We start from the raw sequence: 17990 nt of genomic DNA on the forward strand, positions 1-17990 counted from the left end.
TAAGTTATTCCTTGGTTAGCGTCGTTAACACTAAATTGTTAGCACTGCACCAGCGCTTATCAACGTCGTTCCCGCGCAGGCGGGAACCTAAGTTTCGTCGTGCAGTGTTAACGCTTGCAAACTTGGGTCCCCGCCTACGCGGGGACGACGGTTCAGCGTGACGTGGTGTTAGAACAGCTCAGCATCCAGCGCCGTCAGATTCGCGGCGCCCGAACGTGCCTGGCGGATCAGCATCGCGGTTTCCGGATACAGGCGGGCGAAGTAGAAGCGGATCGTCGCCAGCTTGGCTTCGTAGAACTTGTCGCCCGAGTCGAGCTTGGCCAGCGCGATCTTGGCCTGTTGCGCGAACAGGTAGCTGTACACCAGATGGCCGGCCACGCGCAGGTAAGGCACGGCGGCGGCGCCCACTTCGTCCGGATTCTGGAATGCCTTCATGCCGATTTCCATGGTCAGCTTGGTGACCTTGTCACCCAGTTCGCCCAGCGGGGTCACGAACTCGGACAGTTGCTCGTCCAGGCCGTTGTCTTCAACAAAAGTCTTGATCTTCTCGCCGAACTTGCGCAGTTTGGCACCGTTGTCCATCAGGATCTTGCGGCCCAACAGATCCAGCGACTGGATGGTGTTGGTGCCTTCGTAGATCATATTGATGCGGGCGTCGCGCACGTACTGCTCCATGCCCCACTCGGCGATGTAGCCGTGGCCGCCGTACACCTGCATCGCTTCCGAGGTCGCGATCCAGCCGTTGTCGGTGATGAAGGCCTTGATGATCGGGGTCAGGAGCGCCACTTCGTCGGCCGCTTCCTTGCGCACGTCTTCGTCGGTGTGGTTCAGTTCACGGTCGATCTGCAGCGCGACATAGGACGAGAACGCGCGCGCGCCTTCGGCGTACGCTTTAGCCGTCAATAACATGCGCCGCACGTCCGGGTGCACGATGATCGGGTCGGCTGGTTTATCCGGTGCTTTCGGGCCCGACAGGCTGCGCATCTGGATGCGGTCTTTCGCATAGGCCAGCGCGTTCTGGTAGGCGACTTCGGTCAGGCCTAGCGACTGCATGCCCACGCCCAGGCGGGCCGCGTTCATGAACACGAACATCGCCTGCAGGCCTTTATGGGGCTGGCCGATCAGGGTGCCGCGCGCGCTGTCCAGGTTCATCTGGCAGGTGGAGTTGCCGTGGATGCCCATCTTTTCTTCGATGGCGCCGCAGGCGATGCCGTTGCGCTCGCCCAGCGAGCCGTCTTCCTGAGGCAGGAACTTCGGCACCAGGAACAGCGAGATGCCCTTCGAGCCTTCCGGCGCGTCCGGCAGGCGCGCCAGCACCAGGTGGATGATGTTCTCGGAGATGTCATGCTCGCCGGCCGAGATGAAGATCTTGGAGCCGGTGATCAGGTAGGTGCCGTCGGCCTGCGGTTCGGCCTTCGAGCGCAAGAGGCCCAGGTCGGTGCCGCAGTGCGCTTCGGTCAGGCACATGGTGCCGGTCCACTCGCCCGAGACCAGTTTTGGCAGGTACAGGCGTTTCTGGTCGTCGGTGCCGTGCTCCAGCAGGCACTCGTAGGCGCCGTGCGACAGGCCGGGATACATCGACCAGGCCTGGTTCGACGAGTTCAGCATCTCGTAGAACGAGTTGTTCAGGGTGATCGGCAGGCCCTGGCCGCCGTATTCAGGGTCGCACGCCAGCGCCGCCCAGCCGCCTTCGACGTACTGCTTATACGCTTCCTTGAAACCCTTCGGGGTCGTGACGGTTTTATCCGCGGCGTTGAAATGGCAGCCTTCGCGGTCGCCCGAGTGGTTCAGCGGGAACAGCACCTCTTGCGTGAACTTCGCGCCTTCTTCGAGCACCTGGTTGATGATGTCGGCATCGATCTCCGAGTACTTCGGCAGACTCTTGAATTCTTCGGTGACGTTGAGGAATTCATGCAGAACGAACTGCATATCCCGGATTGGCGCGACGTACTGACCCATGGTTATCTCCTGAACAAGGGTAAAGATGTTGGACGTGGCAGGCGGCTTTACGCCGCCTGATGGTCTTGCGGTAGTTGGGGATTGCGGTAATTCTCGACCAGGCGCTCGAAGGCGGCCCGCGCGCGTTCGACCGCGCCCGGGTTGCGCAGGAAGCGGGCGTCGTGGTGCAGGGCCAGGATCAGGCCGTGCATCTCGAACACCAGCTGGGCGGCATCGACATCGGAGCGCAGGTGCTTGGCGTCGACCGCCTGCTGCACGCTGCGCAGCAAGGCTTCCTGCCAGGCGCGCACCATCGACACCAGCTGCTCGCGGATCGGGCCCTCGCGGTCGTCGTATTCGACTGCCCCGCTGATATAGATGCAGCCCGACGCGATCTCGACCGAGACGCGCTTGACCCAGCGCGTGTACATCGCCACCAGGCGCGGCAGGCCGCGCGCTTCGGTGATGCTCGGGAAAAAGACCTCTTGCTCGAAGCGGTGGTGATAGAGCTTGACCACCTCGAGCTGCAGGTCTTCGCGCGAGCCGAAGTGGGCGAACACGCCCGATTTGCTCATGCTCATCCGGTCGGCCAGCAGGCCGATGGTCAAGCCTTCGAGGCCGTTGCGGCTGGCGAGCTCGAGCGCGACGTCGAGGATTGCGGCTCGCGTCTGTTCGCCCTTGCGCATGAATTTTGCTGAAGTACTGATGGCTGCCCCTGAATCGAAAAAAATCCGAACGCTCGTACTATTATCTATCAGCCGAAGAATGTCAAACGGGAACTTAGAGGTGGCGTTCTATTGATGCAAGACAACGATCGGTACTGGGAGAGAGCACCTAGAGCATGGCAATGCTGTCTATGTGAGCAAGGGATATCTTCACCCGCCACACGTTAAAGGTACAGCATTTTTTGAGGTTCCGGCATTCAACTGATTCAACCTCAAATCCAATTCACGTAAATAGTGTGAAGGAACCGAGCTTCACATTCCTTGACGCAACCTTGATAGGCATATAATGTTTTTTGTTTAACAAGCGCTTCCCTTATGGAACTTCTGAACGCTGTCTTCAACTTTGCCGCAGATAACGGACTATGGTTTTTTGTAAACCTGGGCATACCGGTACTCCTGCCCTACCTCGTGGTAGGTATTATTGCAGTCGATGAGGCATCAAGTGGTACGCCCGGAGTCGCAAAAACGCTGATGCGCAAGTCCGTCGAAACCGGACAGCTCTTCTGGACCGCGATCGCACTGCTGGCAGCAACTAGTTATGAGGCGATTTCGGCTTGGGAAAGACATCCAGACCATCATCGTGCCATCGGCTGGACAATTGGCCTGTGTGGTTTTCTCGCGCTCATTTGCACATTGTTTGTAGGATTCAGCACTGCCCGGACTGTACGTAGCGGCGTGACGAATAACTATGTGATCGCGATTTCCATCGGGGTCACCGTTGCGATGTGCGTCCTCTACCCGCTAGTCCACTTCAAGCTGTCGTGACATGTGCTACACTGAATGCTAACGCAAGGAGGACATGAAATGATGCAAGTGATGCAATCTATCGCTCGCGATGACGCGAAATTTGGCAAAGCGATGCTGGCCTTGTCGACTGCTTTTGCGAGTGCGCTTGCTGTCATCATTGCCATTGTCGCGCATCTCTGACTAATACTAATGCCTCACCTGAAGGCAATAAAAAATGGCTGCTGACGCAGCCATTTTTTATTGCTGCAGGTTTTAGCAGCGGGGCAAGGCAAAGTGCACAGACGCTTGCACAGTGTGGCACATGTTCGTCCGTTTCACTCGATACTACTCTTCGCCAACGCGCTCCATCGCACGCCGGTCGCGCTTGGTCGGCCGGCCCTTGATCTCCATGCTCGGCTCGGGATACAGGCGGCGCGCCGTCTTGTCGTTCTCGCGCCGGGCGATGCTCTCGTCGGTCTCGAAATACAGGGTGCGCGCCACCGGCGCCGGGCCGCGCGAGCCCGAGATCGCGGCCACGATCACTTCCCAGCGATCTGAACCGTTGTCGATGAGGATCTTGTCATTCATCTTGACGGCGCGCGCCGGCTTGACTGGTTCGCCGCCGATGCGCACCCGGCCGCGTTCCACCGCGTCCTGGGCCAGCGAGCGGGTCTTGAAGAAGCGCGCCGCCCACAGCCATTTATCGATTCGTACGTTCTCTTTTTCCATTTTCTCTTTCCAAATTCCCTAGGTGTAGCCGAACGTGACCACCCGCATCACCAGCTTGTAGGCCATATACGCCATGCCGTAGGTGGCGCGGCGCAGCCAGCCAGTGTGGGCGAACTCCTGTGGGCAGACCTCCTTGCCATCAGCAATGCCGCGCTCGATATGCTCGCGCATGGTGGCGGCGAACACCGGATCGCTCACCACCACATTGGCCTCCTGGTTCAGGAACAGCGACAGGCCATCGCAATTGCTGGAACCGACCGTGGCCCAGTCGTCGTCGACCACCGCCACCTTGGCATGCAGCTGGGTCTTGCGGTATTCGACCACCCGCACGCCGTCGGCCAGCAGCTTGGGATAGAAGGAATGCGCGACCGCATCCTGGATCTTGAACTCCCCCACCCCGATCAAGAGCGTCACCTGCACGCCGCGCCGCGCGGCATGCGCCAGCGCCTTGCGGAACTTGCGGCCCGGCGCGAAGTACGGCGTCGCCAGCAGCACGCTGTGGCGCGCATGTCCCAGCGCTTGCAGATAGGCTTTCTGGATCGTGCTGCGATTACGCAGGTTGTCACGCACCACAAATGCGGCCCGTGCCGGGCTTTCGCAAGAGGGAATGGGTTGATTGCGCATCTCGCGGAACAACTGGAGGCGCTTGCGCAGCCGCAGGCGGCCGCTGCGGGCCCACTGGACTTGCGCCTCGTGGTGGATCTGGGCCACCAGCGGCCCGCGCACGCGCACCGCGAAATCCCAGCGCGGCGCCGGCAGGCGGTGGCCGTCGGCGTGGTCGCACAGCCAGTCGTCGTTGACGTTGATCCCGCCCACGAAAGCGACTTCGCGGTCGATCACGGCGATCTTGCGGTGCGAACGGGCGATGCCGCGCCGGCACCAGGGATTGAAGACACGGTACTGGGCGCCGGCTTCCAGAAGAGTGGGCCCAAGCCGGCCGCAGCAGCGGTGGCCCGTGCCGAACCAGTCGACCAGCACCCTTACCTTCACGCCGCGCAGGGCGGCGCGCGCGAGGGCGTCACGCACGGCGGCGCCGGTCTCGTCCTCGGCAAAGATATACGTCTCGAACAAGACCTCGTGCTGGGCGGCGTCGAGCGCTTCGATCAGCGCCGGGAAAAAAGCAATGCCACTCTGCAGCAGCGCGATGTCATTGTTGTCGACAAAGGTCAGACTGCGCATGGCCCTTGTGTAAGTTCGAGCTCAGCCACGATCGGCGCGTGATCGGACAGCTTGGCCCACAAGGGACCATGCATCACCCTGGCGTTATTGACCTTGAAGCCGCGCACATAGATGCGATCGAGCCTGAACCACGGCAGCATGGCCGGGAAGGTGCGGGCCGGCGCCAGGCGCGGCTGGCGGCCAGCCCAGCTACGTACCATATCGCCCATCGGCGAGCGCGGCCCCAGTTCGTCGAACACTTCCTTGACGCCCAGGGCGTTGCGCAGCTTGTCGCTGAGGGTGTTGCGCCAGTCGTTGAAGTCGCCCGCGATGATCACCGGCTCATCGGGTTTCGCGGAAGCATTGACGGCCTCGATCAACGAAGCGGTCTGGCGGCCGCGGCTGCCCTCGAACAGGCCCAGGTGAACCACATAGCAATGCACCCGGCATTCGGGTGCGCCCAGGATGCAGTGCAGGATGCCGCGCTGCTCGTAGGCATGGTCGGAAACGTCGTGGTTGTGCGAATTCTCGATCGGCCAGCAGCTCAGCAGCGCATTGCCGTGGTGGCCGTGGTCATAGACCGCGTTCATCCCGTAGGCAGTGTGGTGGGCGTCCGGCGCGAAGTAATCGTACTGGGCCGTCTCTGGCCAGTGACGATGGCCGCGGTCTTCCTTGCCGAAGCGCGCCTGGAAGCGGTCGTGCCGCCCTTGCACCTCTTGCAGGAAGACGACGTTGGCGTCGAATTCGGCGATGGCTTTCTTGAGCGCGATCACGCGTGGCGTGCTGCGCAGGGACGAAACGCCCTTATGAATGTTGTAGGTGGCTACACGGATTTTCATGGGAACATTCTACCCGGATCGGACCGCCGTTCTCGTGAAACGGGCCCAATCGTGCGCCTCACAGCCTGGCGGCTAGCGCGGAGCGCGGCGGCCGGCTTGGTACCGTCGCGCCCTTACTGAATCTGAATCTGAATCTGACATTCAGGCAAGCACCAGCCCCGTGTCGTAGACCGCTTCATGCCCCGACACGATCATGCGGCGCGGACGACGTTCTTGCGCACCCTGCTTTTCCTGGCGCGGCGCCAGCGGACCGCTCAGGCGCAGGCCGTCGAAGAGGTCGATATAGATACAGTCGTCCCCCAAGGTAATTGCCTTAACTTTCTTGTCGCTATTCAGTTCGAGGTTATCCATTTTATCTCCCAGAATCATCCACTTAAAAGTTGCCCACCCAAAATTCACCGTGGGTGAACTGTTGACCTTAGTCTACGCATTTACACCTGTCAAACATGGAATATCTCGTGCACATGCCATTCGACAAAATTTCCCATGGTTATGAAAAAGACAGGTGAACTGTATTCAAATGTATTTTCATAGGAGAGAGTGCGTTTGAGCGAGCGCATATGCGCGATCACGCACAGACCATTTTTTGAAAAAAGTACCCACGTACTTTTGTTAAAAAACGTCATTTTATTGCGTAGACATGCCACATTTCAATGCTGATTTTCGGCAAATAAACTGCTTTAAGGCAATTTTATTTACTGTTCGCAATTTTTAAGCGATTTTACGGGGCAGTTGCAGAATGGCTTCCGCGTTGGATGATGAAAAGCAGCGGTCCGCCGCTTCCAGATGCGGCAGCCAGGCATGGCGCAGGTGTTCGCGCGGGCTGAGGAGGATGGGGATGTCGCGCGGCACACAGACCGAGAACACGTGCTCGGTATTGTGGGTCACGCCGGGGGCGTAGCGGTGACGCCAGACGGGATAGATTTCGTAGATGTTCGAGAGCTGCCAGTCGCGCAGGCGGATGCGTTCGCCGTCGGCCACGATGCCGGTCTCTTCGAACAGTTCGCGCGCGGCGGTCGTCATCAACGGCTCGTCGAGCGCGTCGAGCGAGCCGGTGACCGACTGCCAGAAGCCTGGGCGGTCGGCGCGTTCGAGCACCAGCACTTCCATATCGGAAGTGTGGATCACGACCAGGACCGATTCCGGGATCTTGTAGGGCTTCATGGCTTGGGATGGCGCGGCGGCCATCCACGCGTCGCTTGGACGCGTGGACGGCGCAGCCGTCCACCCTACGCGCTCTTAGGCGACTTTGGGCTCGTTACGCAGACGGATATGCAGCTCCTTGAGCTGCTTCTCGTCGACTTCCGACGGCGCGTTGGTCAGCAGGCACTGCGCACGCTGGGTTTTCGGGAAGGCGATCACGTCGCGGATCGACTCGGAGCCGGTCATCAGCGTGATCAGGCGATCCAGGCCGAAGGCCAGGCCACCGTGCGGCGGCGCGCCGTACTGCAGCGCGTCGAGCAGGAAGCCGAACTTCAGTTGCGCTTCTTCGGCATCGATCTTCAGTGCGCGGAACACCTTGCTCTGCACTTCTTCGCGGTGGATACGGATCGAACCGCCGCCCAGTTCCCAGCCGTTCAGGACCATGTCGTAGGCCTTGGCGATGCAGGCGCCAGGGTTGGTCTCGAGCATGTCTTCGTGGCCATCCTTCGGTGCGGTGAACGGGTGGTGGGTTGCGGTCCAGCGGTCGCCGTCTTCGTCGTATTCGAACATCGGGAAGTCGATCACCCACAGCGGCGACCAGACCTCGTCGAACAGGCCGGCCTTCTTGCCGAATTCCGAGTGGCCGATCTTGACGCGCAGTGCGCCGATGGCGTCGTTGACGACTTTCGCCTTGTCGGCGCCGAAGAAGATCAGGTCGCCGTCTTGCGCGCCCGTCAGTTCCAGGATCTGGGCCAGGACTTCGTCCGACAGGTTCTTGACGATTGGCGACTGCAGGCCGTCACGGCCTTTCGCCTTCTCGTTGACCTTGATGTAGGCCAGGCCCTTGGCGCCGTAGATCGCGACGAACTGGGTGTAGGCGTCGATTTCCGAACGCGGCATCGAACCGCCCTGCGGCACGCGCATGCCGACCACGCGGCCGTTCGGCATGTTTGCCGCGCTGTTGAACACCTTGAACTCGACCGATTTCATCAGTTCGGTCAGTTCGGTGAACTGCAGCTTGACGCGCATGTCCGGCTTGTCCGAACCGTAGGTGCCCATGGCGGTGGCGAAGTCCATCACCGGGAACGGGTTCGGCAACTCGATGCCGGTGGTGTTGCGGAACACCACGCGCATCATTTCTTCGAACAGGTCGCGGATTTCCTGTTCGGTCAGGAACGAGGTCTCGCAGTCGATCTGGGTGAATTCAGGCTGGCGGTCGGCGCGCAGGTCTTCGTCGCGGAAGCACTTGGTGATCTGGTAGTAGCGGTCGAAGTTGGCGACCATCAGCAGCTGCTTGAACAGCTGCGGCGACTGCGGCAGCGCGAAGAAGTTGCCGGCGTTGACGCGCGACGGCACCAGGTAGTCGCGCGCGCCTTCCGGGGTCGACTTGGTCAGCATCGGGGTTTCGATGTCGATGAAGCCCAGGTTGTCCAGGTACTTGCGCACTTCCATCGAGACTTTATAACGCAGCTTCAGGTTGTGCTGCATCTGGCCGCGGCGCAGGTCGAGCACGCGGTGCGTCAGGCGGGTGGTTTCCGACAGGTTGTCGTCGTCCAGCTGGAACGGCACCGGCACCGAGGCGTTCAGCACTTCGACTTCGCTGGCGTTGATTTCGATCTTGCCCGACTTCAGGTTGTTGTTGACCGTGCCTTCGAGGCGGTTGGTCACGGTGCCGACGATGCGCAGGCAGTACTCGTTGCGCACGTGTTCGGCGGCCTTGAAGACGGCGGCGTTGTCCGGATGGCAGACCACCTGCACCAGGCCTTCGCGGTCGCGCAGGTCGATGAAGATCACACCGCCGTGGTCACGGCGGCGGTGCACCCAGCCGCACAGGCTGACGGTTTGGCCCAGCAGTTCCTCGGTCACGAGGCCGCAGTAGTTGGTACGCATGGTGGACATAGTTTTCGTTCCAGGTTGGTTGATTGCTCGCGCCGCCATCGAAGGCGGCCACTATTCGTTGATTCGGTATTACTTGATCGCCGTGGGCGATGCGCTGGACGGCACTTCAGCCGGCGCGACCACGCCCATCGAGACGATGTACTTCAATGCCGCATCGACCGTCATGTCCAGCTCTTTCACGCGGCTGCGTTCCATCATCAGGAAGAAGCCGGAGGTCGGATTCGGGGTGGTCGGTACATAGACGCTGACGAAGTCGCCGCCCAGGTGTCGCGCCACTTCGCCGCCCGGCGCGCCGGTGAGGAAAGCGATGGTGTACGAATCGGCATGCGGATACGGCACCAGCACCGCCTGGCGGAAGGCATTGCCCGACGGCGAGAACAGCGTGTCCGACACCTGCTTGACGCTGCCGTACAGCGAGCTGACCACCGGCACCCGCTTGAGCAGGCGTTCGCCCAGGCGCACGATGTACTTGCCGACCAGGTTATTGGTGAGCAGGCCGGTCAGGAACACGATCGCCAGGGTCAGCACCGCGCCGAAGCCCGGCACGTCCATGCCGAACATGCTGCGTGGTTGCCAGGCGTCGGGCACGAACAGCAGCGACTGGTCCAGCGTGCTGATGATCAGGTTCAAGACCCAGGCCGTGATCACCAGGGGCACCAGGACCAGCAGGCCGGTGATGAAATATTTGCGCATCGGATTCCCGTTATTCTTGTTGGCGTGCGGCGTCAAAGCCGCGCCCGGATCAGGTGCCGCCCTTGTCGCCGCCGGACGTGCCTGGCGTGGCCGGGGCCGCTGGGGCCGCTGCCGGGGTACTGGCCTCGGTCGACGCGGCCGGCGTGGCTGGGGCCGCACCATTGCCATTATTGGCCGTGCCGGTAGCGGGCGGCGTGCCGCCGCGGAAATCGGTCACGTACCAGCCGCTGCCCTTGAGCTGGAAGCCGGCAGCAGTCACCTGTTTCTTGAAGGACGGCTTGGCGCAGGACGGGCACACGGTCAGGACCGGATCCGAAATCTTTTGCAGTACATCTTTGGTAAAACCGCATTCTTCGCAGCGGTAGGCGTAAATCGGCATGCTGTGTGCTCCGCAAAAATCTTCAAAACCCTGAATTATAAAGCTTTTACAGGGGAATTAACCGTTTGCGGCCTACCACGGCTGGCACAGACACGGCAGATGGGCAAGCGCGCACGATACGATGTTGTTTTTCACCATCGTCAACAGGTGTTTCGTTTGCTCAAGGATGGCGCAGATGTTTTAATACGGCCTGCTTCACCGAATGTTGGTAGCAGGAAACTCCTGCCACCCGCCGTACAGAAGAAACAGAAGACTGCGAGATGCTTGCATCAGCGCGGTCCGTACAAGAACACTAGCTTGCCAAGCCCGCGTCTGCGGGCTTTTTCTTTTGGCGCGCCTTACAGCAAATACAGCGCGACCAGCCCCAGACCGAAGCCCGCCGCCATGCAGGTCAGGAAGGCCAGCATGCGGTTGGTACGGCGCTGCTCGAGCAGCACCATGGCCAGCATGTCGCTACTGCCGCCATGCGGGTGCGTCATCTGCCCTTTCGATTCGCGCTCCAGAACCTGGAATACCAGGCGCGGCAGCTGCGGGAATATCTGGGCGTAGCGCGGCGCTTCGGCGCGCAGGCGCTCGGTCAGGCCTTTCCAGCCGACCTGTTCCGTCATCCAGCGCTCGAGGTGCGGCCTGGCGGTCTTCCACAGGTCCAGGTCGGGATCGAGCTGGCGTCCCAGCCCTTCGATATTGAGCAGGGTCTTTTGCAGCAGCACGAGCTGCGGCTGCACCTCGACATTGAAGCGGCGCGAGGTCTGGAACAGGCGCAGCAGCACCTGGCCGAACGAAATATCTTTCAGCGGGCGGTCGAAGATCGGTTCGCAGCAGGCGCGCACCGCGGCCTCGAGCTCGTCCACGCGGGTGGTCGAGGGCGCCCAGCCCGATTCGATGTGGGCCTCGGCCACGCGCTTGTAGTCGCGGCGGAAGAAGGCCAGGAAGTTCTGCGACAGGTAATCCTTGTCGAAATCGTTCAGCGTGCCGACGATGCCGAAGTCCAGCGCGATATAGCGTCCCAGGGTTTCCGGCGCGGTCGAGACCAGGATGTTCCCCGGGTGCATATCGGCATGGAAGAAGCCGTCACGGAACACCTGGGTGAAGAAGATCTCCACGCCATCGCTCGACAGCTTCTTGAGGTCGACGCCGGCGGCGGCCAGGCGGTCGATCTGCGAGATTGGGATGCCGTACATGCGCTCCATCACGATCACGCTGCTCGAGCAATAGTCCCAGTACATCTCGGGCACCATCAACAAGTCGGAACCGGCGAAGTTGCGGCGCAGCTGGCTGGCATTGGCGGCCTCGCGCATCAGGTCCAGCTCGTCGTGCAGGTATTTGTCGAATTCGGCCACGACCTCGCGCGGCTTCAGGCGCCGCGCCTCTGCCCACACGCGCTCGATCAGGCTGGCCGCCAGGCGCATCAGGGCCATGTCTTCGTCGATCAGCTTCTTCATGCCGGGACGCAGCACCTTGACCGCGACCTCCTTGCCATCCTTCAGCTGGGCAAAGTGGACCTGGGCGATCGAGGCCGAGGCCACCGGCTCGCGGTCGAAGCGGGCAAACAATTGGTCGGGATGGGCGCCCAGCGAGCGCGTGATCTGGGCCACCGCCAGGTCGGAACCGAACGGCGGCACGCGGTCTTGCAGCAGCGCCAGCTCGTCGGCGATATCGGGCGGCACCAGGTCGCGCCGGGTCGACAGCACCTGGCCGAACTTCACGAAGATCGGGCCCAGCTCTTCCAGCGCCTGGCGCAGGCGGATCGCGCGCGGCGAGGTGATCGTGCGCCAGAAGAAGAAGGTGTTCATCAGGCGCGCGGTGCGCGGGGCATTGATGCTGGTAACGGCAATCTCGTCCAGGCCGTACCTGGTGAAGACGGTGAGGATGCGCAGCAGGCGCAGGAATTTCAATATCATCGACGATCCGGGTGGTGGTCTGCGCGGGTAGAAATGATGGAGGGTGTGACGGCGTCCAGCTGGGCCAGCTTTTGCTCGAGTCTTGCTATGCGCTTGGCGGTGCGCTCGACGTCGTCGCGCAGGCGCACCACGTCGGCGGCGAACGCTTCGCGCTGCACCGGCCGCACCAGCACCGGCCTTTCCTCGGCCAGGAACTCGGCCAGGTTCTCGGCCAGGCGCCGTCCCGCCTCGGTCGCGCCGCCGGCGGTGCGGCGCGCGGTCTTGACCAGGCGATGGGCGCCCAGCGGCCCCACTACCCGCTCGAGGTCGTGCTCGGCGTCCCAGCGCAGGCCGTTGGCCAGCTGCGAGATCACGTTGGCGAACTCCGCGTCGCCCTCGATCTTGACGTACGACAGCGCGCGCGTGCGGTCCTGGGCGATCAGCGGCAGGTCGGCCGGCTTCACGCGGATCGTGACGCTGGCCGCGGCATCCCCCTGACTGGCTTCGAGCAGGCCATCGCGCCCGACCAGCATGCGCAGACGGGCCAGGCCGGCGTCGATGCAGGCATCCTTGCCGGCATGGCGCATGAGCAAGGCCCTGGCCCAGGCTTCCTGGGCCAGCAAGTGGTTGATCGCGGCGACCGCGGGCAGCGTGAGAGCGTGCTGAGGCGACAGTGAGGAAAGACTAGGAAACATGAAAGGACAACCCTCAAAAAACAAAACCGCCCGGGTTGATGCGGGCGGTTTTGATCTTACCAGTTTGCCGGGCGCAAACCCGGTGACACGGAATGTTTATCGAAAAATAATTCCGCCAAAACTAAAGGCTTAGTTCGTCTGCTGGATACCGGCCAGCACCCAGCCGCCCGAGCCCGACAGCGGCTTCGACATATTCCAGACTTCGACGAACGGTTCCGGCAGCGCGTCCTTGGCGCTGCGGATCATGGCGTTGAACTGCACGCTCGCCAGGTAGTCGGTCGCGGTCTTCTCGATGCCCAGCAGCTGGGCGTCGATGTTGACGACGTCGGTGTAGTCGGCCACGCCGCCGCGTTCCTGGATCTGCATCTTCAGTTCGGCGAACACTTCGGGCGCGGTGAATTCGCGCAGGTCGTCGGTGTCGCCGCGATCCCAGGCCGCCTGCATGCGGATGAAGGACGATTTCGCATGGCGCAGGAAGCTTTCGCTGTCGAAGTCGCCCGGCACGCCCCATTGCTGGTAATTGGTTGCGGCGGCAGCGCCACCGAAGCCGGCTGCGGTGCCTTTATCCAGGCCTACATTGCCCTGGAAAGCGGCCGGCCCATTGCGCAGGCCGGAACCGATCTCTGGCGTGGCGTTCGAACCGGCGGCGGGCGGCTGGAAGCCACCGAAGCCGCCCGCGGTCGCCGCGGCCGGATTGGCCGGCGTGTCCTTGCGGCGCACCATGCGCACGATGAACATGATCACCAGGCCGACCAGCGCGACCATCAGGATGGTCGAGATGATGCTGGCCAGTGCGCCGCCGATGCCCAGGTGCGACAGCAGCGCGCCCAGGCCCAGGCCCAGCAGTGCGCCGCCAAGGATATTGCGCATCATGCTAGGTTTTTTGGCGGCAGCAGCGGCGCCCGCGGCGCCTGCGCCGGCAGCAGCCGGTGCCGGCGAATTAGGCGTCTGGCGCTGCATGCTCTGGGCTGGCGCCGGGGCCGGGCCCTGCTGCTGCACGGACTGCGATTGCCGTCCGATCGAGCGCTTGCCGCCCATTGGTCGGGCGAAGGCGTCCGCCACCATCGCGAACGCGGTGACTGCCAACATCGTCGTGACCAGGAATTTTTTCATCGTCTCCGTCCTTAGAGTGAAACTACAGTTTGATACCGGTGTGCAATGCGGCCACACCCGCCGTCAGGTTGAAATACTGGACCCGCTCCAGTCCTGCGTCTTGCATCATCCCCTTCAGGGTGTCCTGGTCGGGATGCATGCGGATCGATTCGGCCAGGTAACGATAGCTCTCGGCATCGCCGGCGATCTTCTGGCCCAGCCACGGCAGCACCGAGAACGAATACACGTCGTACGGTTTCTGCAGCGGCGCGATCACTTTCGAGAATTCCAGCACCAGCAGCTTGCCGCCCGGCTTGAGCACCCGGCGCATCTCGGCCAGGGCCTGGTCTTTATGGGTCATATTGCGCAGCCCGAAGGCGACGCTGACCCGGTCAAAATAATTGTCCGGGAACGGCAATTTTTCGGCGTCACACAACATGGTTGGGGTGACAAGCCCTTTATTCAAGAGACGATCGCGCCCCACGCGCAGCATCGACTCGTTGATGTCGGTGAGCCAGACCTCGCCGGTCTTGCCCGCCTGCTTCGCGAACGCCTTGGCCAGGTCGCCGGTGCCGCCGGCGATGTCGAGCACCTTGAAGCCGGGACGCACCCCGGCCTGGGCGATCGTGAACATCTTCCAGGCGCGGTGCAGGCCGGCCGACATCAAGTCGTTCATGACGTCGTACTTCGAGGCGACCGAGTGGAAAACCTTGGCGACTTCCTGGACCTTCTGGTCCTCGGCGACAGTCTTGTAGCCGAAGTGAGTGGTATTGGTCATATGTGCGAAACGGTTGGGTGTTGCCGCATTATACAAGCAGGCCGACAGCGGGCCGCGTCATTGGCGGCTGGGCCGCCGCCGAAGCCTTTTTGCTGCGCCATGGCATCGTTCAGGCGCCCTTGTTGGACGGGCACAACGCCTGCAGCGCTAACAAGCCACTCAGCAGCGGCACATTGTCGCAGGCACTCTTCCCGACCACCGTTGGGGCCGGTAAGATCAATAGCAGGCCACCAACAAAATTGCTGACTTTGTTATGAGCAAAAATAAACATTACATTCAATTTTGCACATGTCATTAAATTTCTATTAATGTTTGTGCGCCATGTAGATGGCATTTGAGGTTTAATGGAACAATACTTTTCGCATCAGCAATCTGCAGCGAGGGATTAGTTGCCGCACGGATGCGTGAGGCGCGACGCGCCCAAACTCATAACAACGAACTGGCCAAGCTCCAGTGATAACGAGGGCAACGGTGTCTGTAAAACGTCTCTTATGCATTTCGGGTGAAGGCAACGCGCACGCGCGCGCCTGCCACGGCGAGCTGCCCGGTTGGGATGTGTGCGTGGTCGAGAACATCGCCGCGGCGCGCAAGGTCCTGTCGCAGCAGCACTACGGCGTTGGCCTCCTGCTCGACCGCAGCGACGGCGCGGCCGACGCCGAGATCGAACGCTTCGTGCGCCAGCACCATCACACGCGCTGGATCGGCGTGTTCGATGCGCCACGCCTCGACCAGCCGGCGCTGCGCGAGCTGATCGCGGCCCACCTGGTCGATTTCCACACGCGTCCGGTCGACGCGCTGCGCCTGCAGCACTCGCTCGGCCACGCCCACGGCATGGCGACGCTGGCCAAGACCACACCGCCGCACCGGCGCCAGGCGTCGGAGCGGGCCAGCCACATCGACGGCGCCTCAAGCGCGATCGTGCGCCTGCGCGCCCATATCGACAAGATCGCCGCGATCGACGCGCCGGTGCTGATTTCGGGCGAGAGCGGCAGCGGCAAGGAACTCGCGGCCCAGGAAGTCCACCTGCGCTCGCAGCGCGCCAGCGGTCCCTTCATCGCCATCAATTGCGCGGCGGTGTCGCCGGCCCTGATCCACTCCGAGCTGTTCGGCCACGAGCGCGGTTCCTTCACCGGCGCCACCCGCGACAAGCAGGGCCTGCTCGAGGCGGCGTCCGGCGGCAGTATCTTTTTGGACGAGATCGGCGACCTGCCGCTCGACCTGCAGGCCAGCCTGCTCCGCTTCTTGCAGGAACGCGTGATCTATCGCGTAGGCGGTACCCGCACCATCGCGGTCGATGCGCGCGTGATCACCGCCACCCACGTCAACCTGCCGCAGGCCGTGGCCGAGGGGCGCTTCCGCGAAGACTTGTACTACCGTCTCAGCGTGTTCCCGATCCGGGTGCCGCCGCTGCGCGAACGCAAGGAAGACTTGCCGCTGCTGACCGACCTCATCTTCAACAAGTACGCGGCCGAACGCAGCCCGCAACTGAAGGGCGTGAGCCGCGAAGCGCTGCTGGCGATGGCGCGCTACGAGTGGCCGGGCAATGTGCGCGAACTCATCAACCGGGTGCGGCGCGCCATGGTGCTCGCAGAACAACGGCTGGTCATGCCGGAAGACCTCGACCTGCCCAGCGCCGGACCGATCTGCCCGGTCAAGGAAGGCCTCGGTAGTTCGCGCCTGTCGGCCGAGCGCACCGCCATCGGCGAGAGCCTGGCGCGCAGCGGCAACAACATCAGCCAGGCCGCGCGCGAGCTGGGTGTCTCGCGCATGACACTGTATCGCCTGATGGCCAAGCACGCGATTTCTCCGTAAGTCCCCGCCCTTCCCTGCCGTCGGCCTGTTCCTACGGCTACTTCCCTTGATTTGACAGGTTTTTCTCACCAGCGCGCTTGCCATACGGCAGCGCGCTGCAGAACGCCGTTCACTCTGCACAACCCGCATATAGTGACATTTCGATACAGTTTCATGGACTTTTTGTTCAGATTGTCACGGGTCTGAGACACTTTGTTCTTTAGCTATTGTTCCGCTTCATTTCCCCCTTTAATCCCGCCAGAACTCATCAAAATAGTCCTACATAATCAAGGACTTGAAAAAACGACATGCCCCTGGCATGGGAACTGCTAATAGAAGGTTGGACCGGGCGTCATGGGACCTCGGGAATTCAACTCAGTGACAATTAGGGGAGCAACAATGAAGCGCACTATCCTGGCAACCGCGATCGCCCTGGCATTCAGCATGGCTCACGCACAAGAAAATTCCGTCAACGACGTCCGCGGCGGCAACACCCAGACTTCGTCGATGACGACGAACACCGATAACAGCACCGTCACTGATACCCGTAACAGCGGCAATACCTCGACCAACTCGTCGACCAACACCGACAGCTCGAACAGCAACAACCAGGCGACGAACACGAACACGAACACCAACACGAATACCTCGACCAGCACCAACAACAGCCAGGCCAACAGCAACAACCAGGCTACCAACACGAATACGAACACCAGCACCAACACCGACAACAGCCAGGCCAACAACAGCAGCACCAACACCTCGGACAGCAACAACCAGTCGACCAGCACCAACACGTCGACCAACACCAACAACAGCCAGGCCAATAACAACAGCCAGCAAAACAACAACAGCCAGCAGAACGACAACAGCACGACCAACAACAACAACCAGGTGGACCGTTCGGACAACCGTACCGCGACCAACACCAACACCAACACGCAGTCGGACACCCGCACCAACACCACCACGATCGACAGCAACGACACGATCACCTCGACCACTACCAACGACAGCAGCCAGGACAGCTCGGGCCAGAACAACAGCTCGGGTGACTCGCGCGCGGCAGCCGCCGGCGCCGCAGCCGCCAACAACGGCGGCAGCGCCAACTCGTCGGTCGCCAACTCGTTCAACACCTCGTCGGCCAACGCGAACAGCTCGCTGACCGGCACCGTGTCGGGCAATAACATCAGCAACATCGGCAACACCGCTGCGAACACCGGCGGCGCCAACGGCGCAGCCGGCACCGGCTCGACCGGCGGCGTGGGCAACGGCGGCTCGACCTCGGCCACCGGCGCAGCCGGCGGTTCGGCTTCGGGCGCGGCTGGCGCGGCTGGCGGCGCAGGCGGCTACGCTGCTGCCGGCACCGCATCGACCGGCGCATCGACCGTCGGCAACGCAGCTGGCGGCGCAGGCGGCGCGAGCGGCGCGGCTGACTCGGCCGGCGGCGCGGGCGCTGCAGGCGCAACCGGCGGCTATGCTGCCGGCGGCAACGGCGCGGCTGGCGGCGTGGGCACCGGCGGCG

17 protein-coding genes and 1 pseudogene are annotated in these 17990 nt (G+C 62.2%); 4 read left to right on the forward strand and 14 right to left on the reverse strand.

Annotated features, from left to right (window positions below):
• Window positions 1-168: 168 nt before the first annotated feature.
• A complete protein-coding gene (locus FVD38_RS21520) occupies window positions 169-1959 on the reverse strand; it encodes an acyl-CoA dehydrogenase C-terminal domain-containing protein (protein WP_147936671.1) in 1791 nt (596 codons plus the stop codon).
• A gap of 47 nt (window positions 1960-2006) precedes the next feature.
• The gene (locus FVD38_RS21525) at window positions 2007-2624 is read right to left on the reverse strand and encodes a TetR/AcrR family transcriptional regulator (protein ID WP_147936672.1); all 618 of its coding nucleotides are present in this window, start codon (window positions 2622-2624) and stop codon (window positions 2007-2009) included.
• A gap of 354 nt (window positions 2625-2978) precedes the next feature.
• Here FVD38_RS21525 and FVD38_RS21530 point away from each other — a divergent pair, with 354 nt between their 5' ends.
• Both FVD38_RS21530 and FVD38_RS27110 read left to right on the forward strand, forming a co-directional pair.
• Window positions 2979-3428: a hypothetical protein gene (locus tag FVD38_RS21530; RefSeq protein WP_147936673.1), complete on the forward strand. Its 450-nt coding sequence runs from the start codon at window positions 2979-2981 to the stop codon at window positions 3426-3428.
• A gap of 39 nt (window positions 3429-3467) precedes the next feature.
• A complete protein-coding gene (locus FVD38_RS27110) occupies window positions 3468-3590 on the forward strand; it encodes a hypothetical protein (protein WP_267874137.1) in 123 nt (40 codons plus the stop codon).
• A gap of 144 nt (window positions 3591-3734) precedes the next feature.
• Here FVD38_RS27110 and FVD38_RS21535 read toward each other — a convergent pair whose 3' ends face one another.
• The 12 genes from FVD38_RS21535 to ubiE all read right to left on the reverse strand — a co-directional run bounded on the left by FVD38_RS21535 (window position 3735) and on the right by ubiE (window position 14674).
• Entirely contained in the window at window positions 3735-4118 is a 384-nt protein-coding gene (locus FVD38_RS21535; RefSeq protein ID WP_147936674.1) for an RNA-binding S4 domain-containing protein, read from the reverse strand.
• Window positions 4119-4136: 18 nt separating this feature from the next.
• Complete coding sequence (gene clsB / locus FVD38_RS21540; protein ID WP_147936675.1) at window positions 4137-5297, reverse strand: cardiolipin synthase ClsB; 1161 nt, start codon at window positions 5295-5297, stop codon at window positions 4137-4139.
• Complete coding sequence (locus tag FVD38_RS21545; RefSeq protein WP_147936676.1) at window positions 5285-6115, reverse strand: endonuclease/exonuclease/phosphatase family protein; 831 nt, start codon at window positions 6113-6115, stop codon at window positions 5285-5287. The genes clsB and FVD38_RS21545 overlap by 13 nt, the downstream gene beginning before the upstream one ends.
• Before the next feature lie 141 nt (window positions 6116-6256).
• Entirely contained in the window at window positions 6257-6466 is a 210-nt protein-coding gene (locus FVD38_RS21550; RefSeq protein WP_147936677.1) for a hypothetical protein, read from the reverse strand.
• A 360-nt stretch (window positions 6467-6826) separates the two neighbouring features.
• A complete protein-coding gene (nudB, locus tag FVD38_RS21555; RefSeq protein ID WP_147936690.1) occupies window positions 6827-7279 on the reverse strand; it encodes a dihydroneopterin triphosphate diphosphatase in 453 nt (150 codons plus the stop codon).
• A 75-nt stretch (window positions 7280-7354) separates the two neighbouring features.
• The gene (gene aspS, locus FVD38_RS21560; protein WP_147936678.1) at window positions 7355-9157 is read right to left on the reverse strand and encodes an aspartate--tRNA ligase; all 1803 of its coding nucleotides are present in this window, start codon (window positions 9155-9157) and stop codon (window positions 7355-7357) included.
• A gap of 69 nt (window positions 9158-9226) precedes the next feature.
• Entirely contained in the window at window positions 9227-9850 is a 624-nt protein-coding gene (locus FVD38_RS21565) for a DUF502 domain-containing protein (protein ID WP_147936679.1), read from the reverse strand.
• Window positions 9851-9899: 49 nt separating this feature from the next.
• Window positions 9900-10229 (reverse strand): FmdB family zinc ribbon protein, encoded by a 330-nt coding sequence (locus FVD38_RS21570; protein WP_147936680.1) that lies wholly within the window; start codon window positions 10227-10229, stop codon window positions 9900-9902.
• A gap of 338 nt (window positions 10230-10567) precedes the next feature.
• The gene (ubiB, locus tag FVD38_RS21575) at window positions 10568-12130 is read right to left on the reverse strand and encodes a ubiquinone biosynthesis regulatory protein kinase UbiB (RefSeq protein ID WP_147936681.1); all 1563 of its coding nucleotides are present in this window, start codon (window positions 12128-12130) and stop codon (window positions 10568-10570) included.
• Entirely contained in the window at window positions 12127-12804 is a 678-nt protein-coding gene (locus FVD38_RS21580; protein WP_147936682.1) for a ubiquinone biosynthesis accessory factor UbiJ, read from the reverse strand. The genes ubiB and FVD38_RS21580 overlap by 4 nt, the downstream gene beginning before the upstream one ends.
• Window positions 12805-12933: 129 nt before the next feature.
• Window positions 12934-13917, reverse strand: a complete 984-nt coding sequence (locus FVD38_RS21585; protein ID WP_147936683.1) for a Tim44 domain-containing protein — start codon at window positions 13915-13917, stop codon at window positions 12934-12936.
• Window positions 13918-13939: 22 nt separating this feature from the next.
• Complete coding sequence (ubiE, locus tag FVD38_RS21590) at window positions 13940-14674, reverse strand: bifunctional demethylmenaquinone methyltransferase/2-methoxy-6-polyprenyl-1,4-benzoquinol methylase UbiE (protein WP_123070098.1); 735 nt, start codon at window positions 14672-14674, stop codon at window positions 13940-13942.
• A gap of 471 nt (window positions 14675-15145) precedes the next feature.
• Between ubiE and FVD38_RS21595 the strand changes: the two genes are divergently transcribed.
• Together FVD38_RS21595 and FVD38_RS21600 are read left to right on the forward strand one after the other, a co-directional pair.
• A complete protein-coding gene (locus FVD38_RS21595) occupies window positions 15146-16486 on the forward strand; it encodes a sigma-54 dependent transcriptional regulator (RefSeq protein WP_147936684.1) in 1341 nt (446 codons plus the stop codon).
• A gap of 378 nt (window positions 16487-16864) precedes the next feature.
• Window positions 16865-17990: pseudogene (locus FVD38_RS21600) on the forward strand (hypothetical protein); the annotation flags it as partial.

It is taken from the genome of Massilia arenae (assembly GCF_008014745.1).
Lineage (GTDB): Bacteria > Pseudomonadota > Gammaproteobacteria > Burkholderiales > Burkholderiaceae_D > Telluria > Telluria arenae.